Below are 24,746 nucleotides of genomic sequence, written 5' to 3'. Positions count from 1 at the left end.
ACCCTCCCGCTACCCTCCCGCGGTCAGGTCGGTGCGCGGCGCCGTACCCAGATGCACACCCACCCTCTTGACCAGCAGCGTCATTTCGTAGGCGACCAGGCCCACGTCGGAGTCCGCGTCCGAGAGGACAGCCAGAGCGCTGCCGTCCCCCGCGGCCGTGACGAACAGGAAGGCGTCGTCGAGCTCGACCACGGTCTGGCGGACCCGGCCGGCCTCGAAGTGGCGTCCGACGCCCTTGGCGAGGCTGTGGAAGCCGGAGGCGACAGCCGCGAGATGCTCGCTGTCCTCCCTGGTCAGATCCTTGGACAGGCCGGTGGGCAGGCCGTCGCCGGAGAGCACGAGCGCCTTGCGGATGCTGGTGACCCGCTCCACCAGTTCGTCGAGGAGCCAGTTGAGCTCTCCCGATCCCCCCGGTGTGGCGGTACGTGCATCGGCCTTCGGTGAGGTCATCGACCGTCCCCCTCAGATGTCGTTCCTGGTGCTGTGCCGTCGGAGGCGTCTTCGCCCGCGGCGTTCTCTTCACGACCACGCTGCCAGCCACGCTGGAGCGAAGCCATGCGGCTGCGCACCTCGTCGGCGTCGCGTTCTTCCGGCCTGGTCGTGGCCGATTCGCGCTCCGTACGCTGTTCCGGCCCGTCCTTCAATTGTGGGGCGAGGTTGGCCTGGCGCACACGCCGGGGCAGTCCGCCGGGGGCGGTGGTGGGCTCCTCACGCGGAATTTCCGTACGGGCAGGCTCCGTACGCCCGCTCTGCGTGAGCCGGCTGCGCCGCGGGAGGTCCGGCGGGGCGTCGGCCGCGGTGACGTCGCGGTGCGGCGGGGAGAGGTCGGGCCAGGCGGACTGTGGCTCGGGGCGGCGCGGCAGGTCGATGGGCTCGGCCGCGGTGCGGTGGGAGCGGTCGCGGTCCACGGCACCGCCCTGGGGGCGCCCCACGGGGGCCTGCGGGCGCTCGGGGCGCTCGGGTGCCGTGTCGTCGTCCTCCGCGGCGCCCCGGGGCCTGCTGTGCGTCACGGGGCGGCCGTGCGAGGAGACCAGCTTCGGGGTCCTGCGGCGGGGCAGCTGAACCGGTTCTCCGGAGTCCGCGTCCTCACCGGGGCCGCCGAAGACGTTGCCGCTGCCGCTGCCACTGCTGCTGCGCGAGGGCAGGTCGTCGGGCCGTGTCGGCTCGCGCTCACCCGTCTCCCGCTCTTCGCGGGCCTGTTGGTGCTGCTCGTCCCCCGGGACTCCGGTCATACGGCGGCGCGGCCGGAAGAGCCCGCCGCGCTCGCTGTCCACATCGCCGAGGTCGCCGAGGTCGCCGAGACCGCCCGGGAAGGCGTCGAGGTCCGCCATGCCGACCGGCGCCTCCAGCTCGACGGGACCGTCGAGGACGGACGCGGGCAGCCCCGGCAGCTGTACGGGCACCTGACCGAGCGCGGCCTGCTTGTCGCCCGACGCGTCGCGGCCCACGGCCTGCTTGGGCTGCGGCCTGTCGAGGCGGAACCCGACACCGTTCGTGTCCGGCGCGTCGTCCGTGAGCAGCGTCTCCGGGATGAACACGACGGCGGTGGTACCGCCGTACGGAGAGGGCTGCAAGGAGACGCGTACGCGCTGCCGCTGGGCGAGGCGGCTCACCACGAAGAGGCCGAGGCGGTCGGTGTCGGAGAGTTCGAACTCCGGTGTCTCCGCGAGGCGGAGGTTGGAGTCCAGGAGCGCGTCGGCCGCCATGCCCAGACCCCGGTCGTGGATCTCCAGGGTGAAGCCGTTGGCGACCTGCTCGCCGAGGACCTGCACCGCGGTGTGCGGCGGCGAGAACACCGTGGCGTTCTCCAGGAGTTCGGCCATCAGGTGGGTGAGGTCGGCGACCGCGGGCCCGGTGACGGCGATGCGCGGCAGGCGGCGCACCTCGATGCGCTCGTAGTCCTCGACCTCGGCGACGGCCGCGCGGACGACGTCCATGAGCTGGACGGGCTTGCGCCACTGCCGGGACGGGGCGGCGCCGGAGAGGATCACGAGGCCCTCCGCGTGCCTCCGCATGCGCGTGGTGAGGTGGTCGAGGCGGAAGAGGTCGGCGAGTTCGTCGGTGTCCTCGGTCCTGCGCTCCATCGTGTCGAGCAGGGTGAGCTGCTTGTGCAGGAGCACCTGGCTGCGCCGGGCGAGGTTGACGAAGACTTCGGAGACGCCGCGGCGCAGGTCGGCCTGTTTGACGGCGGCCTCGACCGCGGCGCGCTGCAAGGTGTTGAGCGCCTGGCCGACCTGGCCGATCTCGTCCTTCTCGTACGTCAGACGGGGCGCCTCGGTCTCCACGTCGACGTGCTCGCCCGCCGCCAGGCGGCGCAGCACGCCGGGCAGTCGGACGCCGGAGGCCTCATGGGCCTCCAGGCGCATGCGGCGCAGGTCACGGATGAGGCTGCTGCCGATACGTACGGACATGAAGACCGAGAAGAGCAGGGCGAGCAGGCCGAACACGCCTGCCACGACGACGCGCACGATCACGCCGACGGCCACCGGTTCGACGCGGTCCTGGTAGCGGTCGCCCGCCGCCTTGTCGCGCTCGGCGAGATCCTTGAGCGCCTTGCCCGACGCGGCGTCCCAGCGGGCCGACGTGACGGCGCGCGGGGCGCCGGGCGAGGATTCGACGACGGCCTTCTCGGCGGCTCTCAGCTCCGTCGTCTCGGCGCCGTTCCAGTAGCGCTCGTACCGGGCGCGCTCGTCCTCCGGCAGCTGCGCGAGGTTGACCTCGTACAGCAGCGTGCGCTGGGCCCTGAGATCGGAGATCTCCCGGATCTCGGACTTGGTGAGCCGGCGCGCGACCAGCGCGGAGCCGAGCAACGCGTCCTCGCGGGAGAGCAGTTCACGTGCGCGGCTCACCCCGACGAGCGCCCGGCCCTGCTGGTCCATCTTCACGTCGTCGAGTCCGTGGAGGGTCGTCAGGAAGCCGTAGCAGGGGTCGATCAGCTTCGTATACATCTCCAGCGCGCCGGCGCGGCTGATCGTGCCTTCCTCGACCGTGCGGCGCAGCGACTCGATGCCCTCGAAGGAGTCGAGGAGCGAGGCGAGCCGGTCCGCCGACTCTCCGCTGATCTCGTCCCGCACGTCCGGGTGCTCCGCGTTCTCCACGACTTTGGCGACCATGTCATCGGTGGCCGTGCGGCTGCGGCGCAGTGCGGCGAGCGCGTCGGAGGCGCGGGGGTCGGCGAGATAGACGAGGGTCTGGCGGCGTTCCTGCTGGACGACTCTGGCGGTGTCCTCGATCGGGTAGCCGATCTTGTCGACGACATTGGAGGCGTCGATGAGGTCCTTGGCCGACTGACCGGTGAGATAAGTGGCGAATCCCCATATCGCGGTCAGGGAGATGAGCGGCACCAGCAGCAATGCCACGATCTTCCGGCGGATGGACTTCCCGCGAAAGCGCATGGCCTCCCCCAGATCGGCCCCCTGTGGCCGCGCTTTGGCCAGGGGCACACATGTGCGTCAACAAACGGCGTGAGCCTACTACTGACCCAGGAGCAACTCGAAGGCGCATCCGGATGGATTTCAGCCGTGACGCAAAAGCGACGTCCCCAGTTGTCCCTTCAATTCGGGAGATTGCATCCCCCGTGTGGCACATGCCACTTGGCACAGTCCGTCTTGTCGATCTTCCCAGTTGGCCTGATCTCTTCGCTTTTCCGAACGGTGCGGGAATCTTCCGGGCCTCTCGATCGTCTTTCAGTACGAGAGTTGGGGGACCGCGGGCACCGGAGGACCGTATGCCGTCACCAGGTGGCGTAAAGCTGCGTATACCGGGCAGCCACTGGGAGGTCGGGTCCGCCGACATCTCATCGAACGGCCCGAGGGGCATCGGGGGAGTGACGATTTGATGGCCACGGCAGAACATCAGAGAACGACCGCGGAAGAGCACGAGGCGTTCGGGCGTCGGCCCGGGGCCGACGAGGACCGCAGGGAGTTGTGGGTGGAGGAGCCGGCGCGCAGGCGGCGCCTGCCCGATCCGGTGCGTACGGCCGCGGTGCGAGCCGTGATCATCGTGGCGCTGACCTTGATACAGGCGATGACGGCGTTCCTGAGCGCGCTGGCCGGATCCTGGCTGTCCTTCCCGATGGTGCTCAGCAGCGTGGCAAGCACCGTGGTGGCCACCTGGGGCGTCCTCGACGTGTGGGTGACCCGCCAGGTCTGGAACCAACGGAACGGCGTGGTGTCGGTGCCGAGCAGCACGGCGCGTCAGCTGCGGCGCGAGCGGCGCCGGGCCCGTCGACAGGCCCGGACGGCGGCGCGGAGCGAGGAACGCATACGGCGGCAGGGCGGGGCGGGGCAGCTGTCGCACCCCTAGGCGCACCTCCAGGCGCACCAAGAGGAGCTTCGCGCAGGGAGCACTCCGAGGAGCACTCCCGCCGGTCAGGCCGCCACGGGCACCGACGCGAGGAGTCCGCGCCGCATCCGCATGAAGGGGCGCGGCCGGTCCATCGCGAGGACCGCCGTGGTGTGCCCCTCCCGCTCGTACGCGGCGAGGAAGCTCCCCTCCTCCGGCGAGCCCTCGATGAGGCGCACGGTGTCGCCGGCGCGCCGCCGCCCCGCGAACTGGATGCGGGAGCCGTACTGGTCGGACCAGAAGTACGGCAGCGGCCGCACCGTCTCCGCGGTGTGACCGGCCAGCAAGTTGCGCACCGCGACGCGGGGTTGCTCCGTGGCGCTCGTCCAGTGCTCGGCGCGCGCGCCGCCCACGCGGGCGACATCGCCCACGGCGACCACGTGCGGCAGTGCGGTGACGCAGCCGTCGTCGCAGAGCACTCCGTCGTCCAGGGTGAGGGTCGAGCCCGCGAGCCAACCGGTGTTGGGAGTGGCCCCGATGCCGACGACGACCACATCGGCGGGGAGCACACGGCCGTCGGCCAGCTCCACCCCGCGCACGGCCGTGTCGCCGCGCAGCGCGGCGACACCGGTGCCCGTCACGAGCTCCGCTCCCCCGCGCGCGTGCAGTCCGGCGCACACCGCCGCCATGTCCGCGCCCAGTTGCGGAAGCAGCGGCAGCGGGGCCGCCTCGACGACCGTCACGTCGTGCCCGAGCGCCGCGCACGAGGACGCGGTCTCGGCGCCGATGAAGCCACCGCCGATCACCACGACCCGCCGCGGTCCGCCGGTCAGTTCCCCGCGCAGGGCGCGGGCGTCGTCCAGGGTGCGCAGGGTGTGCACCCCTGGCAGAGAGGGGCCCGGCAGTCGGCGCGCGGACGCTCCCGTCGCGATGACCACGCCGTCGCTCGCGATGGTCCTGCCGTCGTCGAGGAGCACGGTGCGGCCGCGCGGGTCCAGCCCCCGGGCGCGCACCCCGAGCAGCCACTCGGCGGCGAGTTCATCGCTCTCCTCGTCGTCGGAGAGGGCGAGTTGGGCCTCGTCGGCCTTGCCGGTGAGGAAGTCCTTGGACAGCGGCGGCCTGTCGTACGGTGGGTGCGGCTCGTCCCCGATGATCACGAGTCGCCCGTCGTAGCCCTGGGCGCGCAGCTCGCGCGCCGCGTAGAGCCCGGCGAGCGAGGCGCCCACCACGGTGATGGTCCTCATGCGGCGGAACCCTCCTCGGCCACCAGGTGGACGTGGATCGTGCCGTCGTCGACGCTCACCCTGTGGGTGCGCACGGCGCGGCGGGCTGGCAGACAGGTCGGGAGCCCGGTACGGAGATCGAATGAGGCGGCATGGAGCGGGCATTCGACCAGACAGCCCTCGAGCCAGCCCTCGGAGAGAGAGGCGTCCTGATGGCTGCAGGTGTCGTCGATGGCGTAGATCTCGCCGTCGGCGTTGAACACCGCGACCGGCGGTGTGGTGTCGACACGGACGGATTCGCCCGCGGGGAGGTCTTCAAGGCGGCAGACGGGAATCATGGGCCCCCCTCTTGATCTCTCGGCCCGGTCCTGACCCCTTCTCGACCCAGGACCCTTCGGTAACATCATGTTTCGTATGGCGCACTAGGGAGCGCTATACGCAACAGAATCCGGTCGGGACGTCCATCGCGTCAAGGGCTTCCCGCAGATGCGGCTTCAACAGGCCGCGAGGTGGTGAGAGTGAAGACATGACCGGCACGCGGAAACAGCCTGATCAGATCGGGGAGCCGCGCGAGAACGAGCCTGAGGAGGCCCGCGAGAAGCAGTCGAAGGCGGCCCCGGGATCCGTCCAGTCCGTGGACCGCGCGGTCACCGTCCTGGAGATACTCGCCCGGCACGGCGAGGCCGGAGTCACCGAGATCGCCGACGAGTTGGGGGTGCACAAGTCGACGGCCTTCCGGCTGCTCGGCGTGCTGGAGAACCGGGGCCTCGTGGGCCAGGCCAAGGACCGCGGGAAGTACTTCCTGGGGGCCGGCGTGCTCCGCCTGGCGGGGGCGGCCGCAGTGCGTCTCGACATCTCCCAGGAGGGCGGCCCGGTCTGCCGCGACCTCGCCGACGAGTTGGGCGAGACGGTCAACATCGCGATCCTGGACGACGACGCCGCGGTCAACATCATGCAGGCCCGCGGCCCCGCGTCCGTGACCGCGCAGAACTGGCTCGGCAGGCGCACCCCGCTGCACGCCACCTCCAGCGGCAAGATCCTCCTGGCCCATCTGCCGACCACGCTGCGCGAAGGCCTGATCGCGCGGACGCTGCCGCGCCTGACCGAGCACACGGTGACCGGGACGGTGGCGCTGCGCGGCGAGCTCGAGGCCGTCGTCGACCAGGGTTACGCCATCGCCGTGGAGGAGCTCGAAGTGGGCCTGGCCGCGGTCGCCGCACCGGTGCGCGCACACGACGGCAAGGTGATCGGGGCGCTCAGCGCTTCGGGGCCCGTGTACCGCCTGACCGAGGACCGCCGCACCGAGCTCGCCAAGCGCACGGTCGCCGCCGCGGTGGAGCTGTCGCGGCGGATGGGCTTCGGCTTCTGACGGACACCGCTGGACGCGCGGACAACACCGCTGGGCGTGCGCACAACGACGAGGGCGGAACCGGGATTTCCGGTTCCGCCCTCGTCGCGTGCCGCCCTCGCCGCGTGCCGCCCTCGCCGCGTGCCGCCCTCGCCGCGTGCCGCCCTCGTCGCGTGTCGGCCTCGTAGCGTGCCGACCTCGTCGCGTGTCGACCTCGTTTCGCTGTGCCCAGCGGATTTGCCAAGGGTTAACTCCCACCCCTTGACGGCCTCTTGATGGCGTTCCCACTATGTCTCTCATAGCGCAACCCGTCGTGCAGAGCGCAACAGCAGAGGAGTCTGGCCGTGCCACACGAGGTCCGTGCCGCCGTCGCCATGAAAAGGGGCGCACCCGTCGAGGTGCAGACAATCGTCGTGCCAGATCCCGGACCGGGAGAGGTACTTGTCTCCGTGCAGGCCTGCGGGGTCTGCCACACGGATCTGCACTACCGGGAAGGCGCGATCAGCGACGACTTCCCGTTCCTGCTCGGTCATGAGGCCGCAGGCACCGTCGAGGCGGTCGGCGCCGACGTCGCCGATCTGTCCCCCGACGACTATGTGGTGCTCGCCTGGCGCGCCCCCTGCGGAGCCTGCCGCTCCTGCCTGCGCGGCCGCCCCTGGTACTGCTTCGACTCACGCAACGCCGCCCAGCCCATGACCCTTCTCGACGGCACTCCCTTGAGCCCCGCCCTCGGTATCGGCGCCTTCGCCGAGAAGACCCTGGTCGCCGCCGGGCAGGCGGTGAAGGTCGACCCGGCGGCACGCCCCGAGGCCGCCGGGCTCATCGGCTGCGGGGTGATGGCCGGATACGGGGCCGCCGTGAACACCGGCCAGGTGGGCCGCGGCGACACCGTGGCCGTCATCGGCTGCGGCGGGGTGGGCGACGCCGCGATCGCCGGGGCCTCCCTTGCGGGCGCACGCCGTGTCATCGCCGTCGACATCGACGAGTCCAAGCTCGACGGGGCGACCCGGTTCGGCGCCACCCACACCGTCAACTCCCGTGGCACGGACCCGGTCGAGGCGGTCCGCGAACTCACCGGCGGTTTCGGGGTCGACGTCGCGATCGACGCGGTCGGCACCCCGTCGACGTACAAGCAGGCCTTCTACATGCGCGATCACGCGGGTGTGCTCGTCCAGGTCGGAGTGCCCGACCCGGAGATGAGGATCGACCTGCCCCTGATCGACCTGTTCTCGCGCGGCGGCGCCCTCAAGTCCTCCTGGTACGGCGACTGTCTGCCGACGCGGGACTTCCCGATCCTCATCGATCAGTACCTCAGCCGCCGGCTCGACCTCAACGGATTCGTCTCCGAGACCATCGCGCTCGACCAGGTCGAGGAGGCGTTCGGCCGGATGCAACGAGGCGAGGTCCTGCGTTCGGTGGTGGTCCTGTGAGCGACCGTTCCTCGCCACCCCGCGTGCTGGTCATCGGCGCCGGCATCGTCGGCTGCTCTCTCGCCGACGAACTGACCGCCCGTGGCTGGACCGACGTCACGGTCCTCGAACAGGGGCCGCTCCCGGCCCCCGGAGGCTCCACCTCGCACGCCCCCGGCCTGGTCTTCCAGACCGGTCCGTCCAAGACACTGACCGCCTTCGCGACGTACACGGTCGAGAAGTTCAGGGCCATGGAAGTGGACGGCCTGTCCTGCTTCAACCCGGTCGGCGGACTCGAACTCGCCACCACGCCCGAACGCTGGTCCGACCTGCACCGCAAGGCCGGATACGCCGCTTCCTGGGGCATCCGCGCGGAGCTCGTGGGGCCCGCACGGTGCAAAGAGATGTGGCCGCTCATCGACGAGAGCAAGGTTCTCGGCGGCCTGCACACTCCCGACGACGGGCTCGCCCGCGCCGTGCTCGCCTGCCGGGCGCAGATCGAGCGGGCACGCGCGCGTGGCGCACGTTTCCTCGACCGGCACACCGTCACCGGCATAGAGCAGGAGGACGGCCGCGTCACCGCCGTCGTCACCGACCGGGGCACGTTCCCCGCCGACCACGTCGTGACGGCGGCGGGCTTCTGGGGTCCGGTGATCAGCCGCATGGCCGGTGTCGACATCCCCCTCCTCCCACTCGCCCACCAGTACGCGAAGACCGCACCGCTCCCCGAACTCGCAGGCGTCAACGACCCGCGCACCGAGGCTTCGAAGCCGATCCTCCGCTTCCAGGACCGCGATCTGTACTTCCGTGAGCACACCGACCGCATCGGCATCGGTTCGTACGCCCACCGTCCGCTGCCCGTGGACGCGTTCACAGTCCCGGCGTACGACGACGCGGCCGAGATGCCGTCCTCGTACCCCTTCACCGAGGGGGATTTCGCGCCGAGTTGGGAAGACTGCCACTGGCTCCTTCCGCCCCTGCGCGACACCGAAGTCGCGGAGGGCTTCAACGGCGTCTTCTCCTTCACCCCCGACGGGATGCCGGTCATCGGCGAGTCCCGTGCGCTGCGCGGATTCTGGCTGGCCGAGGCGGTGTGGGTGACGCACTCCGCGGGCGTGGCCAGGGCGGTCGCCGAGTGGATGGTCGAGGGGCGGCCCTCGATCGACGTGCACGACTGCGACCTCACCCGTTTCGAGGAAGCCCAGCGCTCTCCCTCGTACGTCGCCGACCGCGGCGCACAGCAGTTCGTCGAGGTCTACGACGTCCTCCATCCGCTGCAGCCCATGGAGCAGCCCCGGCCGCTGCGGGTCAGCCCCTTCTACGCCCGGCAGCAGGAGCTGGGCGCCGTCTTCCTGGAGGGCGGCGGCTGGGAGCGTCCGCACTGGTACGAGGCGAACGCCCCGCTCCTCGCGGACGTCGAGGTCCCCGGACGCGACGCCTGGTCGGCCCGGCACTGGTCGCCGATCGCGGCGGCCGAGGCACGGGGCACGCGCGAGAGGGTCGCCCTCTACGACATGACTCCCCTGCGCCGCCTGGAGGTGTCAGGGCCCGGCGCGCTCGCGTTCCTTCAGCGCATGACCTCCAACAACCTGGCCAAGAAGCCCGGTGCGGTGACGTACACCCTCCTCCTGGACGAGTCGGGCGGCATCCGCTCGGACCTGACGGTGGCGCGGCTCGCCCCGCACCGCTTCCAGGTCGGCGCCAACAGCCCGGCCGATCTGGACTGGCTCCTGCGCCACGCCCCCGACGGCGTACACCTACGGGACATCACGTCGGGGACCTGCTGCATCGGTGTCTGGGGCCCGCTCGCCCGCGATCTGGTCCAGCCCCTCACCCGCGACGACTTCTCGCACGAGGCGTTCGGCTACTTCAGGGCCAAGGAGACGTACATCGGGCATGTCCCGGTGACGGCGATGCGTCTGTCGTACGTCGGTGAGCTGGGCTGGGAGCTCTACACGAGCGCCGACACCGGGCTCCGGCTCTGGGACACGCTCTGGGAGGCGGGGCAGCGGCACGGCGTGATCGCGGCGGGGCGTTCCGCGTTCAACAGCCTGCGCCTGGAGAAGGGGTACCGCGCGTGGGGCCACGACATGACCACCGAACACAACCCTTACGAGGCGGGTGTCGGCTTCGCGGTCCGCATGGACCGGGGCGACTTCGTGGGCCGCGCCGCGCTCGAACAGCTCGCCTCCCCCAAACGGAAGCTCACCGCTCTCCTGCTCGACGATCCGGCCGCCGTCGTCCTCGGCAAGGAGCCCGTGTACGTCGACGGGGCCCCGGCCGGATACATCACCAGCGCCTCTTACGGATACACGCTGGGCCGCTGTGTCGCCTACGCGTGGCTGCCGCCGCTGGAGACGGGCGCGAGCGTGCACATCGAGTACTTCGGCGAGAAGGTCCCCGCGACGGTCGCCGAAGAACCGCTGTTCGACCCGAAGATGACCCGCATCCGTCGCTAGAGGCCAAGCGGCAGCAGTTATGGAGGAAGCTCTGTGTCCCCCACCTATGACGTGATCGTGATCGGCCTCGGCGGCATGGGCAGTGCCGCGGCCCACCACCTGTCCGCGCGCGGAGCCCGAGTCCTCGGCCTGGAGAAGTTCGGGCCCGTCCACAACCGCGGATCGAGCCACGGGGGCTCGCGCATCACCCGGCAGTCCTACTTCGAGGACCCGGCGTACGTCCCGCTCCTGCTGCGCTCGTACGAACTGTACGCACGCCTGGAGCGCGACACCGGCCGCGAGATCGCCACCCTGTGCGGCGGCGTGATGGTCGGCCGCCCCGAGAGCCGCGCCGTCTCCGGTTCACTGCTCTCCGCACAGCAGTGGGACCTCCCCCACGAGATGCTCGACGCCCCCGAGATACGCCGCCGCTTCCCGACGCTCAGCCCCACGGACGACGAGGTCGCGCTGTACGAGGCGCGGGCCGGCCTCGTCCGCCCCGAGAACACCGTCGCCGCCCATCTGCAGCTCGCCACGCGGCAGGGCGCCGATCTGCACTTCGAGGAGCCGATGACGCGCTGGGAGCCGTGCCGTGACGGCGTCCGCGTGCACACCGCCGAGGACACGTACACGGCCGGTCAGTTGGTGATCTGCCCGGGTGCCTGGGCGCCGCGGCTCCTGACCGACATCGGGGTGCCGTTCAGCATCGAGCGGCAGGTCATGTACTGGTTCCAGCCGACCGGCGGCGTACGGCCCTTCCTGCCGCAGAACCACCCGATCTACATCTGGGAGGACGCGGACGACGTGCAGGTCTACGGGTTCCCGGCCATCGACGGGCCGGATCTCGGCGCGAAGGTCGCCTTCTTCCGCAAGGGCACCGCGTGCACTCCGGAGACCATCGAACGCACCGTCCACGACCACGAGGTCGCGGCGATGGCGGAGCACATGGCGGGCCATATCCCCTCCCTGCCGGGGCAGTTCCTCAAGGCCGCGACCTGCATGTACTCCAACACGCCCGACGAGCACTTCGTCATCACCCGTCACCCTGCCCACCCGGAGTCGGTCACCGTAGCGGCCGGATTCTCCGGGCACGGCTTCAAGTTCGTGCCGGTCGTCGGCGAGATCGTCGCCGATCTGGCGCTGCGGGGCGCCACCGAGCACCCCATCGAGCTCTTCGATCCCAGCCGCCTTGCCACCGCGCCCGCTTGAGGAGTACGGCCGCGCCCGCTTGAGGAGTACGGAGGAGTACGCCACCGTGACGACGACCCCTGAGGCCCCGTCCGCCGCCAGCCTGATGACCACGCTGCCGGGCCACTTCTACACCGACCCGGAGATCTTCCGCCAGGAACAGGAACGCGTCTTCGAATCGCTCTGGTTCTGCGCGGTGCGCGCCGCCGACCTCGACAAACCCGGCGCCTTCCGCACCGTCCAGATCGGCCGCGAGAGCGTGCTCGTCACCCGTTCCCGGTCAGGGGAGCTGCGCGCCTTCCTCAACATCTGTCGTCATCGCGGCGCCCGCCTGTGCACCCAGGAGTCGGGCGAGGTGCGCCGTGCGCTCCAATGCCCGTACCACGCGTGGACGTACGACCTCGACGGCAAGCTGATCGCCGCACCGAACCTGGTGAAGATGCCGGACGTCGACCGGACCGCGTACGGCCTGGTCAAGGTCGCGGTGCGGGAGTGGCTCGGCTACGCCTGGGTGTGTCTGGCCGACGAACCGCCCTCCTTCGAGGAGACCGTCGTGGGCGCGGCCGTGGAGCGTCTTGGCGACGCGGCGTCCATCGAGCGCTACAGAACCGAAGGGCTCGCCCTGGGCAAGCGTGTCACCTACGACGTACGCGCCAACTGGAAGCTGATCGTCGAGAACTTCATGGAGTGCTATCACTGCGCGACCATCCACCCCGAACTGACCGATGTGCTTCCGGAGTTCGCCGACGGGTTCGCCGCCCAGTACTACGTCGGGCACGGCGCCTCGTTCGGTGAGGAGGTCAGCGGCTTCACCGTCGACGGCAGCGCGGGTTTCGAGCGCCTCCCCGAGGTCGCCGAGGACCAGGACCGCCGCTACTACGCGATCACGATCAAGCCGACCGTCTTCATCAACCTCGTCCCCGACCACGTGATCCTGCACCGGATGTTCCCGCTGGCCGAGGACCGCACGGTCGTCGAGTGCGACTGGCTGTACGCACCCGAGATCGTCGCGTCCGGCGTCGACCTGACCAAGTCCGTGGAGCTCTTCCACCGGGTCAACGAACAGGACTTCGAGGCCTGCGAGCGCACCCAGCCCGCGATGGCGTCACGTGCCTATCGCGCGGGTGGGGTGCTGGTGCCGACCGAGCATCACATCGGCCATTTCCATGAGTGGCTCGCAGGTTTGCTTGCTTAGGAGGTGGGGGCGGGACGCTTGTACATACGGGTCGCCGTGATCTCCCCGTGCACCGTCTGCTCGGCCGGGTCCTGCTGCGGAAGGCCGGGCCGCAGGTGCTCCTCGACGCTGATGTACTTCAGGCCCGCCCGCAGGTCCGCGTCGTTACGCAAGCGAATGACCAGCGGGAACTCCGCGAGCGCGGTCGTGTCGAACAGGCCGGTGGTGTACAGCAGCTGCACGCCGAGCGCGTCCGACACGGCCCGCTGGAGCTCCAGGAGATACGTGGCGTTGGCGCGGCCGATGGGGTTGTCCAGGAAGAGCGTGCCGGCGTGCCGGTGCTTGTCGCGGCCCCGGTCGTTGCTGCGCAGGGCGGCCATCGTGCAGTACAGGGCGATGGCCGCGGTGAGCAGCTGGCCGCCGGAGAAGACGTCGCCCATCTGGCCGACCGGCACCCGCTCGGCGCGCAGGACGGCGTCCGGCTTGAGGATCTCGACGGCGATGCCGCGCGGCTCGAGGGCGGACTGAACTCCGCGCAGCAGCAGGGACATTCCGTCCCGCCGCAGGTCGGAGTTCTTCTTGACCGCCGCCCGCGTGGCCTCGTCGATGACCTCTCCGAGGCGCTCGGTCAGCGTCGCCTGGTCGGGCTCCTCGAAGCGGACGCGCAGGAACTCCTGGCCCGACCACTCCCCAAGACCCTCGGGCAGCTGCGAGAGGCGCTGGGCGGAGCGGAGCGTGGCGAGCGAGGACTCCACGAGCCCGCGCAGGCGGTCCACGATGCTGTCGCGGTTGCGCTCCAGCTGCTCCAGCTCGTCGGTGAGCACGCGCAGACGGGGCGCGAAGGCGTCGGCCCACTTCTTGGCGTGCTCCGGAAGCGCGGACGCGGGCAGTTCGCGGATCTGCTGGCGGGCGGGTGTGCGTACCTGTTCGTAGCGCGTGGAGTTCGCGTGCCGTACGAGGATGTCGCTGGCCTCGCGGACGGCGGCCTCGGCGGCGGAGAGGTCGGCGGCGCAGCCGCGCAGGGAGCGCCGGGCCTCGGAGGCGGACTGGCGGGCCTCTTCGAGGGAGCCGGGGTAGGGCTCGGGCTCCTCGGCCCCTTCCTCCTCCTGGTGTTGCTCACGCAGCAGGTCGCGCAGGAGGGCCGCCGTCTCGTCGAAGCCTCCGGCGGCGTCCTCGGCAGCGCGGTGGGTGCGCACCAGGGAGGCGTGCGCTTCCTTGGCCTGGCTCAACGCCTCCGTGTGCGCGGCCAGTTCGCCGGTCGCGGTGCGCAGGAGGGTCTGCGCCTGCTCGGCGTCGGCGGGGACGAGCTCTTCGGGGAGCTCGGTGTGCGCGTCGCCGTCCTGCGGGGCGAGCCGCTCCGCCTCGCCCCGGAGTCGGCCCAGCTGCTCGCTCGCGGTGGACGCGCGGGTCTCGATGAGCTGGACCTGGGCCTCCGCGCGGGCGGACGCGGCCTGCCGGGAGGGGCCGTCGGAACCGTCCGTGCCTTCCAGGAGCGTGGCGGCGCGGGTACGGACCTTGTTGCTGAGCCGGTCGAGATCGGCGAGGGCGGCGCTCTCGTCGCTCTCGGCGCGGGCCTGCTCGGCGCGCAGGTCGGCGCCGACGCCGACCTTCTCGTAGAGCTGGGACGCGGCGCGGTAGGCCTCGCGGAGGGCGGGCAGCGAGGTCTTGGGGGCGCCGGCCTCCTCGGGCACGTCCTCGGGCGCGCCCGCGATCTCGGCGCGCTCGGCGCGCAGGGCACGCGCGGTGCGGCGGGCGTCGTCGGCGGCGCGCTGGGCGGCGCGGCGGTCCTCGTCGGCGGCGCGGGCGCGGTCCAGGCAGGTCTGGGCGCGGGCCTCCGACTCGACGGCGTCATCGGCGAGTTCGCGCAGCTTGGTCTGCCAGCCCGCGCGCTCGCGCAGGCGGAAGGCGAGCCCCGCGAGGGCGTCGGCGACGCGCCGGGCGCGCTGGGCGCTCTCCTGTCGCTCGTCACGCGCGCGTGCCGCTTCGGCAGCCGTCTCGTCGGCCTCGGCGCGGACCGTGCGTGCCTCGGTGAGTTCGGCCTCGGCCTCTTCGGCGAAGGCGCGCGCGTTCCGTGCGGCGGCGGCCAGCTCCTCGATGCGTCCGGCCGGGCAGCCGCTGCGCCAGGAGGCGAGCCGCGCGGCGAGCTCGCGGTCCTTGGTGAGGCGGACGGCGAGCGCCCTGATCTCCTCGTCGCGCCGCGCCGCCCGCGCGCGCAGTGCCTGGCGCTCCTCGTCGGCGGCGTGCTCGTCGTGCATGGCGGGGTTCGGCGGTACGAGGAAGACACTCTCGTCGCCGCTGTGGCCCGCGTCCTCGCCCGGCGTCGGCGCGAGGAGGGCGGCCGCGGTGCCGACGGCCACCGCGGAGCGGGGCAGCAGGGCGGCGCCCGCGAGGGCTTCGCGGGCGCGGGCGTGCGTGGCGGGGTCGGTGATGACGACGCCGTCGACCAGCTCGGGCCGGGCGGCGAGCACGCGCGCGTGGTCGGTGGGGTCGACGGCCTGTGCGAGATAGCGCCAGCCGGGCAGTGCGGGGATGCCGTGCTCGCCGAGGAACTCGACGGTCGCCAGGACGTCGGGTCCCGGCGGGAGGAGCCCGCCGTCGCCGAGGGCGCCCAGGATGCGGGAGTCGTCGGCGGCGGCGGTCCGCAGGTCGAAGAGCTGGCGCTCGGCGGATGCGACGCCGTCTTCGAGGAGCGTGCGGAGGTCGTCGGCGCCGCGGTCGAGGTCCTGCAGGGAGAGGGGGCCATCGGTCAGGGAGCGGGTCGCGGTGATGGCGCGCGCGACCGCGGAGGTGGCGCTGCCGTCGGCGGCGGACTCGCTGTTGTCGCCCTTCCCCGCCGTCCCCTGGCGGGGCTGCGGCACCCCGCCCGGGGAACTCGCCCCGGGAAGACCGAGCAGCTCGGCGAGGCGCTCGTCCCCGGCGATCGACTCGGCGGCCCGGCGTTCCGCGTCGTACGCGTGCTCGGCGGCGTCCGCCGCGTCCGACGCGCGGGCCGCGGTGAGTTCGGCGCGCGCCTCGGCGGCGGCTGCTTCCTTGGCGTGCTCGGCGTCCCGCAGGGAGGTCTCGCGGGCGGTGTCCCAGGCTGCCGCCGCGGTCTTCTCGGCGTCGCTGGCGGCCAGCGCCGCGCGCGCCGGGTCGGCGTCCGGTGCGGTGTCGTCGAGCCAGCCCGAACGGACCGCCTCCGCGGTCTCCTGCTCGACCTCGGTGAGGCGCTGGCGCAGGTGTCCGGCCTCGCTGCGGGCGCGCTGCGCCTCCGTCGCGGCGACCGTGGCGTCGCGGTGGGCGGCTTCGCCGGTCTCCTGGAGGGCGGCCGAGCGCTCCTCCTCCTCGTTCGCGAGCGATTCGGCACCTTCGGCCGCGGTGTGCAGGACCCGTACGAGATCGGCTGCGGCCTTGGATCGCGCGGCGAGTGCGGGCGCCGCGTCCCGCTCGGCCTCCAGGATCGCGGAGGCCACGCGCGCGGAACGGTCGGCGGCCGCGCGGTGGCGCAGGACGGCTTCGGCCGCCTGCCAGGCGGCGTGCAGCTGGCGCGCGTCGGCGAGCTCGCGGCGCTGCGCGGCGGCGGCCTTCTCGGCGACGGTGAGCGCCAGGGAAGCGTGCCGGAAGGCGAGTTCGGCGGAGATCAGCGCGGACCTGCCGCGCGCCTCCTCCGCCGTGGTCACGGTCTGCGCGGCGGCGGTGACCCGCTCGGCGAGCTCACCCGCGCGGCCCCGCTCGGTGACGCCCCGCGCGGAGAGTCGGCGGGCGAGCGTCCGGGTGCGTCGCTCGGCGCCCGCGTGCACGTCACGCGCGCGTGAGCGCGTGTCTGCGGCGTCGACGATCCGGCCGAGCAGATCGACGGAGCCCGCGGTGAAGTCACGCTCGGCGATGAGTTCGGAGCGGCGGCCCAGTTTGTTGCCGAAGCCGTGGACGAGGTCGGCGAGACCGTCCGTGTCGCGGGTGTCCGTGACGGCGCGCAGCAGCAGATCGGTGAAGTCGGAGTCCTTCTTGACCGCGAAGAGGCCCGCTGCCTCACCCTCGTCGGCGTTCATCTCGCGCTGGTAGCGGAAGAGTTCGGGGTCGAGCCCGAGGTCGCCGAGGTGTTCGTTCCAGCGGTCGTGGCCCTCCTCCCAGTGCACTTCGATGTCGGGATACGCCTTGCCCGCCTCGGTCAGCGCGTCCCGGAAGCCCTTCATGGTGCGCCGGCGCCCCTGCGCTCCCGACACGCCCTCCACGGAGGACCGTACGGCGGTGGACTCGGCGACCGGCAGCGAGTCCAGGCTCATGCCGGGCGCGGGCCTGAAGGAGTACCAGGCCTCGGCGAACTTCCGCGGGTCGTTGGAGACCTGCCGCCCGCGCCACTCGCTGACCTTGCCGACGACGACGCACTCGCCGGTCAGCGTGTGCTGCCACTCCAGGGCGACGTGCCCGCAGTCGTCGGCGAGCAGGAACTTGCGAAGGACTCCGGAGCTCGCGCCGCCAAGGGTGTTGCGGTGGCCCGGCAGCATCACCGAGAAGATCAGCTTGAGCAGGACGGACTTGCCGCCGCCGTTCTCCAGGAAGAGCACGCCCGCGGGCGCCGGGCGGCGCGGCGGTCCGGTCGGCTCCTCCTCGAAGAACTCCGCCTGGGTGGGCGCGGGGTCGGGCACCTCCGCGCCGACGCCGCGCAGGTCAAGCACGGTGTCGGCGTAGCGCGCACCGGCGGGGCCGATGGAGTAGAGGCGGACCCGGGACAGCTCGTACATGGCGGCGGACTCTCGTCGTAAGTCGTGCGGAACAGCAGGAAGGGGTCAAGCGGGACGGGTCTTGGCGGGCGCGAGAATCAGGAGTGGAAGGGCAGGCCCGCGTCGGCGGCAAGCTCCAGGTCGTCGGTCTCTTCGGGGGGCAACAGGGTCGCGGACCCGTCCGTGACGGGCACGATGCCGAGCTCCAGGAGCTCGGCCATGGCGGCGCCGCCCGCCATGTCGCGCACTTGCAGCTGATAGCGGGCGGTGGTGCGGTACGTGCCCCCGGAGTCGTCGCCCGTGCGCTGCAGGAACCCGGAGTCGGTGAGGAACGCGACGGCCTTGCCGATGATCCCGGTGGTCGACCCGGCCAGGCGGCGGGCGTCCTTGGTGGCGCCCGTCGAGCTGCGCCGTGCCCAGATCCGCCAAGCGGCTTCGAGGCCGGGGGCGTCGGTCTGCGGGTCGGAGTTCTCGCCCTTCTCCTCGGCGCTCTCCTCCAGGCGGCGGCAGGCCTGCCGCACGAAGGCGTCCACTCCATTGACCGTGATCCGCCCGATGTATCCGTCGTCGGCGAGGTCCTCGGGGCGCGGGAACGCGAGGGCGGCGACGGCGAGATGGGCGAGGCCGTGCAGGAAGCGGTCGGTGGAGTCGGCGGCGGTCCGGCGCGCGTAGTCGCCCATGCGGACGGCGAAGACGGAGTCCTCGGCGGCGGTCACGGCCATCCCCGCGCGCGGGGACACCTCGAGGACGACGAGTCCGAGCCCGGCGGCGACGGCGTCGGTGAGCCGCGCGAAGGGCGAGTCCTCGCGATACCGGCGCAGCAGCTCGGCGTACTCCTGGTCGCGGGCGGGCTGGAGCTTGGGCTGGAGCCCGAAGGCGACGAGGCGCGCGGCGTCGGCGGCGTCGGCCGGAGTGATGGCGGCGGTCGCGGCGGGGGCCGCCGATGTCTCCGGCTCGCCCCACGCGGTGTGCTCTGCGGGCTGCTCGGTCACGGCTTGTGCTCCTTGCGGCGGTCGTACGGGTCGTACTGGTTGTACTGGTTGCACTGGTCGTACTGGAGAAGGTCGGGGGCGCTCACGGGCGTGTCTGGACTGCTCACGCTGACTCCGTCCGGCCGGCCGCCATTCCGGCGGCGTCCAGCAGCGCCGTGCCCACGATGAGGTCGGCGCCGCCGAATTCCTGGTCGTCGAGTTCGGTGCCGTCGTCCACGGCGAACAGGAGCTTCTCCTCGCCCTGGCGGTAGGCGGTGCCGACCGGCGGGCTCGCCGCGTGGACGGCGAGCAGGGCGACCAGGTAAGGCAGTTCGGTGTCGCGTCGGCGGGCGTCGGCGAGCAGCCCGGAGAGGCGCCGTGGCGCGTCGGAGGGCAGGGCGAGCAGCTCCATGGCACTGGCGAGCTGCTCCTCGCTGAAGCGGCTGTCGTCGGGTGTGGCGATGAGGTCGGGCTCGGGCATCTCCATGCCCAGGTGCTCCCGCTCCTGCGGTGGCGTGAGCAGTATGTCGACGAGGTCACCGACGCGTACGGAAACGGGCGTGCGCAGACCCGTCCCGCGCGCGAAGAACGCGTTCGTCACACGGCTCGCCTCTTCGACCGGGAGCGGCAGGAGCGGGGCGACGAGCTGCCCGTACAGATCGAGCCCGCTGCGTGTGGTGGGTGTCGCGAAGGCCTGGCGGTCCTGCTCGGCACGGAACAGCGGCCCCGCGTCGAGGAGCCGGGACTGCAGCTGCGTATGACGGCGGATGCAGTCCTTGACGATGTCGACGAGTTCGGCGGCGCGGCGCTTCTGCTCGGGGTCCTCGGACTCGTCGCGCGCCTTGCGGATGTTCGTCAGGATCGCGTTCTCGTGGCGATAGCGGTCGGCCACGTGGTCGAGCGCCTCCGCGATCATGTCGGGGACGGCCTGGAGCCAGTCCACCGCGCGGACGTTGCGCCGGGTCGCGTCCAGGGCTCTGCGGAGCGTCTCCGAATACTGCACCGTCCGATACCGCGCCTGCTCGGCGGCGAGCTGGGCGTCGGCGAGGCGGCCGCGGCTGATCAGCACCTCGAGCTTCACCTCGGCGGCGATCTGGGCGCTCGTGACGTCGGTGTCGAGGGCGCCGACGAGGACGTTGACCGCTTCGTCCGTCGTACGGAGATAGACACTCCCCCCGTACCCGGGCACCTCTTCGATGAGCTTGAAGTCGTAGTCCCTGCGGACATAGGTGCCGTCGGGCGCGAAGGTGCCGTACACGGCGCGGAAGCCGCGGTCGACGCTGCCGACGTTGATCAGGTTCTCCAGGACCCAGCGGGCCACGCGCTCGTGCTCGGCCACGGGGCGCCGGGGGGCCTGGGCTCCGACGCGCGGGAGCAGTCTGGCCACTATCTGCTCGTGGTCGGCGCCGGTGTCGAAGTCCATGTTCAGGGTGACGAGGTCGATGGCGGAGAGGGCCACCTCCGCCATCGCGTACACCGAGTACTCACCCGCGAGGTTGGCCTTGCGCACGTCGAGGTCGTGCAGCGGCGCCGTGCAGGCGAGCGCGCGGAGCCGCCGCGCCAGGCCCTCGTCGGCGGCCGGGCCCATGGCGGGCCTCGGCCCCGCGCTGAGCTGGGGCGGAACGGTGTCCGTAACGGCAGGCGAAGTCACGGTGCACAGACTAGATCCTCGGTCTGACAACGGTCGAAACGGCGCAGATCTGACAGCGCCCGGCCGCATCGCGTCCGGGGTTCAGGAGCCCGCCCGCTCGCCCTGCGCCACGCGCTGGCCGTAGGCCTCCACGAGGCCGTGCCGCGAGTCGTCGAGGTAGACCGCGAGCAGCTGTTCGGCCTCTGCCGCGTCACCCTCCTGAAGGGTCTGCAGGATCTGTCGATTGCGCGCGAGATACGGCTCGTGCAGCCGACGCGGGTCGTCCACGACGTGGAAGGCCAGGCGCAGTTCGGCGAAGACGCTGCGCATCACCTCGTCGGTGCGGGCGCTTCCGGCGAGGGCGACGAGTTCCCGGTGGAAGTGGATGTTGGCCGTGGAGACGCCTTTCCACTTCCGCTCGCGCGCCGCCTTCGTGCCGTCCGCGACGGCGCTCGCGAGCCCGTCGAGGGCGTAGGGCGGATCTCCGAGGCCGCGGACGACCGCGCATTCCACGAGGCGTCGGGTGCGGTAGATGTCCTCTACGTCCTCAATCGTGAGAACTCGGACAAATACCCCGCGGTTGAGCTGATGGACCAGCAGCCGTTCATGCGTGAGGAGGCGGAAGGCCTCGCGCAGCGTGTTGCGCGAGACGCCGAGCGCGCCACCGATACTGTCCTCCGACAGTCGCGCCCCGGGTGGGAAGTACCCCTCCGCGATACGGCTCCGAAGGATGTCCGAGACCCGCTCCGCAGTACTGGTGCGCCCCAGGAGCACACGGTCGTCGGCCAGTCCGCTCGCGTCAGCCATTCCCTCAGCCATGCCCCGGATTCAATCGCAGATACAAGAACGAGACAACATGGGTATTGAGGGATCGTTCAACGATCCCCTACCTTGTCGAGCACGGCACGATCCCCGCCCGTGCCTCACGCCCTGCCCGTACCCCGCGCCCCGCCCGCTCCGCACCCTCCGTCCCCCTCCTGCGAGGTGCCCATGAGCACACCCCCTCCGCCCCAAGCCCTTCCGGCCGACCCACGCCCCGTGGACGGCGAACCCACCGACGACAACGGCGCGTTCGGCTGGCTGCGCGCCCTCGGCCCGCGCGGCCGCCGCGCCTTCGGGGGCGCTTTCGGCGGCTATGCCCTCGACTCCTACGACTACTTCACGCTGCCGCTGAGCATGGTCGCGATCGCCGCGTACTACGGCCTGGACAGCGGCCAGACCGGCTTGCTCACCACGGTCACCCTGGTCGTCTCCGCCGTCGGCGGCGCGATCGCCGGAGTGGTCGCGGACCGGATCGGCCGGGTCAAGGCACTGATGATCACGGTCGTCACCTACGCCGTCTTCACCGTCGCCTGCGGATTCGCGCCCAACTACGAGACCCTGCTGGTCTTCCGCGCTCTCCAGGGCCTCGGTTTCGGCGGCGAGTGGGCGGTCGGCGCGATCCTGGTCGCCGAGTACGCGACCGCCAAGAACCGCGGCCGGACGCTCGGCGCGATCCAGAGCGCGTGGGCGGTCGGCTGGGCGCTCGCGGTCATCGTCTACACCGTGGTGTTCCAGTTCCTGGACGAGGACATCGCCTGGCGCGTGATGTTCTGGACCGGCGCGCTGCCCGCCCTCCTCGTCGTCTACGTACGACGCAATGTGCACGACGCCCCCGAGGCGGCCGAGGAACGGAAGAAGAGCGCGGACAAGGGGTCGTTCACCGCGATCTTCAAGCCCGGGCTCCTGCGCGTCACGCTCTTCGCGGTCCTGCTGTCCACCGGCGTACAGGGCGGCTACTACACACTCGCCACCTGGGTGCCCACGTACCTGAAGTCAGAGCGCGGACTCACGGTGGTCGGCACGGGCGGGTACCTCACGTTCCTGATCTCCGGGGCCTTCATCGGCTACCTGGCCGGCGGCTATCTCACCGACATACTCGGCCGTAAACGCAACATCACGCTCTTCGCCTTCCTCTCCGCGGCCAGCATCCTGGCGTACACGAACATCCCGGACGGGGCCAACGGCCTTCTCCTTGTGCTCGGTTTCCCGCTCGGCTTCTCCATGTCGGCCATTTTCAGCGGCTTCGGCTCGTTCCTCAGCGAGCTCTATCCGGCGGCTGTGCGCGGCACGGGGCAGGGCTTCACGTACAACACGGGCCGCGCCGTGGGCGCCGTCTTCCCCACGATGGTCGGCTTCCTGGCCGACAGCTGGGGCGTGGGCGGCGCGCTGATCTTCGGTGCGATCGGCTACGCGCTCGCCGTGCTCGCCCTGCTCGGTCTTCCCGAGACGCGCGGGAAGGAGCTGGTGTGAGCCCACCGGCGTGAGCCCCACGACCACGGCGCCGCAGAGCCCCGAGGAGGCCCGCGCGCTCTTCCGTTCGGGCACGAGCGGGCCGACCGCGGGCTGGGCGGCCGGTCATACGCAAGCCAATCTGATCGCCGTGCCCGCGGACCGGGCGTACGAGATGCTGCTCTTCGGCCAGCGCAACCCGAAGTCCTGCCCGGTGCTTGACGTCACGGACGCGGGCTCCTGGACCACGCCCCTGGCGCCCGGCGCCGATCTGCGGACGGACCTGCCTCGCTACCGGGTGTGGCAGGGCGGTGAGTTGGCCGACGAGCCCACGGACATGGTCGAGCGGTGGCGGGACGACCAGGCGGGCTGCCACGGCCTGGATGTCGAACGTGCAGCGGAGGGTGTCGATGACGCCGACGATCACGGAGACCAGGTCGGGGCGCAACTTCAGCGCCTCGGGCAGTTGGCGGTTCAGCACGTCGCCGGTCTGGGCGCCGCTGACCGCGAGGTGGTGGAACTGCGCCGCCCCCTCACGTGCTGCCAACCCCGGTGCCAGCAGCGCCGCCCATCCCCGCCATCCCTCCTCCGTGGGGTCCCCTATGCCCTCGGTGAGGGAGTCACCCATGGCCACGAAACACAGCGCCCTCACGAAGCGCACCCCTCGCCGTGCACCCCGCCTCATGCGCCCCCAGAAACGCCCCCACCGCCCTCTCCCACCCAAAACACTCCGCACGCGCGCGTGGCGCTCGCGTACCCGAGGATCGCGCAGCCCCGGACTGCTGGCCACGAGGTCGACGCCGAGGGGCGCACGGACGACATTGCGCGCTCCGATGCGGACTAACTCGCGCTAGGCGCCCCTCGCCGGAACGGTCCGCCGCCTCGTAGCGGGCCGCCGCCTCGCGGTAGGCCGCCTCCCTGTACAGAGCCGCCCTCATGCCGCCACCGCCGTCCGCGCGGCGAGCACCTGGGCGTAGTGGTCGACGAGTTGTTCGCCCACCGCCTCCCAGGTCCGCCCCTCGACAGCCGATCGCCCGGCCGTCCCGTACGCCGCCCGCAGCCCCGGATCGGCGGCGAGCGCCCAGACCGCGTCACGCACCGCGAGGGCGTCCCCTGGCGGCACCAGGAGTCCGGTGCGGCCGGGGACCACGAGGTCAAGCGGGCCTCCGGCGGCGGGCGCGATCACCGGCACGCCGCTGGCCATGGCCTCCTGCACGTTCTGGCAGAACGTCTCGTGCGTGCCGGTGTGCACGAACAGGTCCAACGAGGCGAAGATCCGGGCGAGTTCGCTGCCGGTGCGGCGGCCCAGGAACACCGCGCCGGGCAGCGCCGCCCGTACGGAACCCTCGCTGGGACCCTCGCCGACGACGACGAGGCGTACGCCCTCCAAGGAGCACGCCCCTGCGAGGAGTTCGACCTGCTTCTCGGGAGCCAGGCGCCCTACGTAGCCGACGATCAGCTCGCCGTTCGGCGCGAGTTCACGGCGCATGGCCGCGTCCCGGAGGCCGGGCGTGAACCGGGCGGTGTCCACACCCCGTGGCCACAGCCGCACCCGTGGCACCCCGTGTGTCACAAGTTCGCGCAGAGCGGCCGACGACGGGGCGAGGGTGCGGTCGGCCGCGGCGTGGACGGCACGGATGCGCCGCCAGGCGGTGGACTCCCCCATCCCCATGTACGTACGCGCGTAGCCGCCCAGATCCGTCTGGTAGACGGCGACGGCGGGAATGCCGAGGCGTGCGGCGGCCGCCATGCCGCGCGCGCCGAGGACGAAGGGGCTGGCCAGATGGACGAGGTCGGCGCGGTGCGCGCTCAGCGCCGCCGCCAGGCGACGTCTGGGCAGCGCCAGCCTGGCCTGGGGATACCCGGGCAGGGGCAGGGGAGGGGACGCGGATGACGGGGCAGGGCGCACTGGCTTCGGCTGCGGCGTGCGCCCCGGCCGCGGGGGCCGGGGCGATGACCAGGGGGTCGTGACCGCGCGCGACGAGCTGCCGGGCGGTCTGCAGGGCGCAGTGCGCCACGCCGTTGACGTCGGGAGGGAAGGATTCGGCGACGATGACGACACGCATACCCGTGTTGTCGTCGCGCGGGGCGTGGGCACGTCAACGTGGAT

At 71.8% G+C, this 24,746-nt stretch carries 15 protein-coding genes and 3 pseudogenes; 8 read left to right on the top strand and 10 right to left on the bottom strand.

Annotated elements, in window-relative coordinates:
• Window positions 1-9 precede the first annotated feature (9 nt).
• Both ACZ5CR_RS09970 and ACZ5CR_RS09965 read right to left on the bottom strand, forming a co-directional pair.
• The gene (locus tag ACZ5CR_RS09970; RefSeq protein WP_389916607.1) at window positions 10-450 is read right to left on the bottom strand and encodes a roadblock/LC7 domain-containing protein; all 441 of its coding nucleotides are present in this window, start codon (window positions 448-450) and stop codon (window positions 10-12) included.
• Window positions 447-3,395 (bottom strand): sensor histidine kinase, encoded by a 2,949-nt coding sequence (locus tag ACZ5CR_RS09965; protein WP_468855486.1) that lies wholly within the window; start codon window positions 3,393-3,395, stop codon window positions 447-449. Before ACZ5CR_RS09965 ends, ACZ5CR_RS09970 begins: the two co-directional genes overlap by 4 nt.
• Before the next feature lie 442 nt (window positions 3,396-3,837).
• On the opposite strand from ACZ5CR_RS09965, the gene ACZ5CR_RS09960 reads away from it, so the two are divergent.
• The gene (locus tag ACZ5CR_RS09960) at window positions 3,838-4,305 is read left to right on the top strand and encodes a hypothetical protein (RefSeq protein ID WP_468855484.1); all 468 of its coding nucleotides are present in this window, start codon (window positions 3,838-3,840) and stop codon (window positions 4,303-4,305) included.
• 65 nt (window positions 4,306-4,370) lie between these two features.
• Here ACZ5CR_RS09960 and ACZ5CR_RS09955 read toward each other — a convergent pair whose 3' ends face one another.
• Together ACZ5CR_RS09955 and ACZ5CR_RS09950 are read right to left on the bottom strand one after the other, a co-directional pair.
• Window positions 4,371-5,528 carry an NAD(P)/FAD-dependent oxidoreductase gene (locus ACZ5CR_RS09955; RefSeq protein WP_468855482.1) on the bottom strand — a complete coding sequence of 386 codons (1,158 nt, stop codon included), beginning with the start codon at window positions 5,526-5,528 and terminating at the stop codon, window positions 4,371-4,373.
• Window positions 5,525-5,845, bottom strand: coding sequence for a bifunctional 3-phenylpropionate/cinnamic acid dioxygenase ferredoxin subunit (locus ACZ5CR_RS09950; protein ID WP_409056451.1), 321 nt, complete (start codon window positions 5,843-5,845; stop codon window positions 5,525-5,527). The genes ACZ5CR_RS09955 and ACZ5CR_RS09950 overlap by 4 nt, the downstream gene beginning before the upstream one ends.
• A gap of 188 nt (window positions 5,846-6,033) precedes the next feature.
• Between ACZ5CR_RS09950 and ACZ5CR_RS09945 the strand changes: the two genes are divergently transcribed.
• The 5 genes from ACZ5CR_RS09945 to ACZ5CR_RS09925 all read left to right on the top strand — a co-directional run bounded on the left by ACZ5CR_RS09945 (window position 6,034) and on the right by ACZ5CR_RS09925 (window position 13,085).
• A complete protein-coding gene (locus ACZ5CR_RS09945; protein ID WP_468855480.1) occupies window positions 6,034-6,876 on the top strand; it encodes an IclR family transcriptional regulator in 843 nt (280 codons plus the stop codon).
• Between the two features lie 323 nt (window positions 6,877-7,199).
• Window positions 7,200-8,285 carry an S-(hydroxymethyl)mycothiol dehydrogenase gene (locus ACZ5CR_RS09940; protein ID WP_468855478.1) on the top strand — a complete coding sequence of 362 codons (1,086 nt, stop codon included), beginning with the start codon at window positions 7,200-7,202 and terminating at the stop codon, window positions 8,283-8,285.
• The gene (locus ACZ5CR_RS09935; protein ID WP_468855476.1) at window positions 8,282-10,723 is read left to right on the top strand and encodes a GcvT family protein; all 2,442 of its coding nucleotides are present in this window, start codon (window positions 8,282-8,284) and stop codon (window positions 10,721-10,723) included. The genes ACZ5CR_RS09940 and ACZ5CR_RS09935 overlap by 4 nt, the downstream gene beginning before the upstream one ends.
• A gap of 33 nt (window positions 10,724-10,756) precedes the next feature.
• Window positions 10,757-11,911 (top strand): N-methyl-L-tryptophan oxidase, encoded by a 1,155-nt coding sequence (gene solA / locus ACZ5CR_RS09930; RefSeq protein ID WP_468855475.1) that lies wholly within the window; start codon window positions 10,757-10,759, stop codon window positions 11,909-11,911.
• Window positions 11,912-11,957: 46 nt separating this feature from the next.
• Window positions 11,958-13,085, top strand: coding sequence for an aromatic ring-hydroxylating oxygenase subunit alpha (locus ACZ5CR_RS09925; protein WP_468855472.1), 1,128 nt, complete (start codon window positions 11,958-11,960; stop codon window positions 13,083-13,085).
• Here the strand turns inward: ACZ5CR_RS09925 and ACZ5CR_RS09920 are convergent.
• The 4 genes from ACZ5CR_RS09920 to ACZ5CR_RS09905 all read right to left on the bottom strand — a co-directional run bounded on the left by ACZ5CR_RS09920 (window position 13,082) and on the right by ACZ5CR_RS09905 (window position 21,184).
• On the bottom strand, window positions 13,082-17,785 hold the full coding sequence (locus ACZ5CR_RS09920; protein WP_468855469.1) for a coiled-coil domain-containing protein: 4,704 nt from the start codon (window positions 17,783-17,785) through the stop codon (window positions 13,082-13,084). The two genes, ACZ5CR_RS09925 and ACZ5CR_RS09920, sit on opposite strands and share 4 nt — an antisense overlap.
• Window positions 17,786-17,862: 77 nt before the next feature.
• Window positions 17,863-18,756 carry a hypothetical protein gene (locus ACZ5CR_RS09915; protein WP_468855468.1) on the bottom strand — a complete coding sequence of 298 codons (894 nt, stop codon included), beginning with the start codon at window positions 18,754-18,756 and terminating at the stop codon, window positions 17,863-17,865.
• 103 nt (window positions 18,757-18,859) lie between these two features.
• Window positions 18,860-20,386 carry a hypothetical protein gene (locus ACZ5CR_RS09910; protein ID WP_389916583.1) on the bottom strand — a complete coding sequence of 509 codons (1,527 nt, stop codon included), beginning with the start codon at window positions 20,384-20,386 and terminating at the stop codon, window positions 18,860-18,862.
• An 81-nt stretch (window positions 20,387-20,467) separates the two neighbouring features.
• The gene (locus ACZ5CR_RS09905) at window positions 20,468-21,184 is read right to left on the bottom strand and encodes a GntR family transcriptional regulator (RefSeq protein ID WP_468855465.1); all 717 of its coding nucleotides are present in this window, start codon (window positions 21,182-21,184) and stop codon (window positions 20,468-20,470) included.
• 171 nt (window positions 21,185-21,355) lie between these two features.
• Between ACZ5CR_RS09905 and ACZ5CR_RS09900 the strand changes: the two genes are divergently transcribed.
• The gene (locus ACZ5CR_RS09900) at window positions 21,356-22,657 is read left to right on the top strand and encodes an MFS transporter (protein WP_468855462.1); all 1,302 of its coding nucleotides are present in this window, start codon (window positions 21,356-21,358) and stop codon (window positions 22,655-22,657) included.
• A 10-nt stretch (window positions 22,658-22,667) separates the two neighbouring features.
• Window positions 22,668-22,997, top strand: a pseudogene (locus tag ACZ5CR_RS09895) (putative hydro-lyase); the annotation flags it as partial.
• Here the strand turns inward: ACZ5CR_RS09895 and ACZ5CR_RS09890 are convergent.
• Both ACZ5CR_RS09890 and ACZ5CR_RS09885 read right to left on the bottom strand, forming a co-directional pair.
• Window positions 22,929-23,264, bottom strand: a pseudogene (locus ACZ5CR_RS09890) (GDSL-type esterase/lipase family protein); the annotation flags it as partial. The pseudogenes ACZ5CR_RS09895 and ACZ5CR_RS09890 overlap by 69 nt on opposite strands.
• A gap of 306 nt (window positions 23,265-23,570) precedes the next feature.
• A pseudogene (locus tag ACZ5CR_RS09885) lies at window positions 23,571-24,702 on the bottom strand (glycosyltransferase family 4 protein).
• Window positions 24,703-24,746 lie beyond the last annotated feature (44 nt).

This window comes from Streptomyces sp. NPDC031274, from assembly GCF_055570235.1.
The sequence above is the reverse complement of the archived record's forward strand: the minus strand, read 5'-3'. Positions and strand labels throughout refer to the sequence as shown.

Coding starts and splice junctions, on each gene's coding strand:
- ACZ5CR_RS09960 (WP_468855484.1), top strand. CDS start 3,838: ATGGCCACGGCAGAACATCAGAGAACGACCGCGGAAGAGCACGAGGCG.
- ACZ5CR_RS09950 (WP_409056451.1), bottom strand. CDS start 5,845: ATGATTCCCGTCTGCCGCCTTGAAGACCTCCCCGCGGGCGAATCCGTC.
- ACZ5CR_RS09945 (WP_468855480.1), top strand. CDS start 6,034: ATGACCGGCACGCGGAAACAGCCTGATCAGATCGGGGAGCCGCGCGAG.
- ACZ5CR_RS09970 (WP_389916607.1), bottom strand. CDS start 450: ATGACCTCACCGAAGGCCGATGCACGTACCGCCACACCGGGGGGATCG.
- ACZ5CR_RS09900 (WP_468855462.1), top strand. CDS start 21,356: ATGAGCACACCCCCTCCGCCCCAAGCCCTTCCGGCCGACCCACGCCCC.
- ACZ5CR_RS09955 (WP_468855482.1), bottom strand. CDS start 5,528: ATGAGGACCATCACCGTGGTGGGCGCCTCGCTCGCCGGGCTCTACGCG.
- ACZ5CR_RS09965 (WP_468855486.1), bottom strand. CDS start 3,395: ATGCGCTTTCGCGGGAAGTCCATCCGCCGGAAGATCGTGGCATTGCTG.
- ACZ5CR_RS09905 (WP_468855465.1), bottom strand. CDS start 21,184: ATGGCTGAGGGAATGGCTGACGCGAGCGGACTGGCCGACGACCGTGTG.
- ACZ5CR_RS09920 (WP_468855469.1), bottom strand. CDS start 17,785: ATGTACGAGCTGTCCCGGGTCCGCCTCTACTCCATCGGCCCCGCCGGT.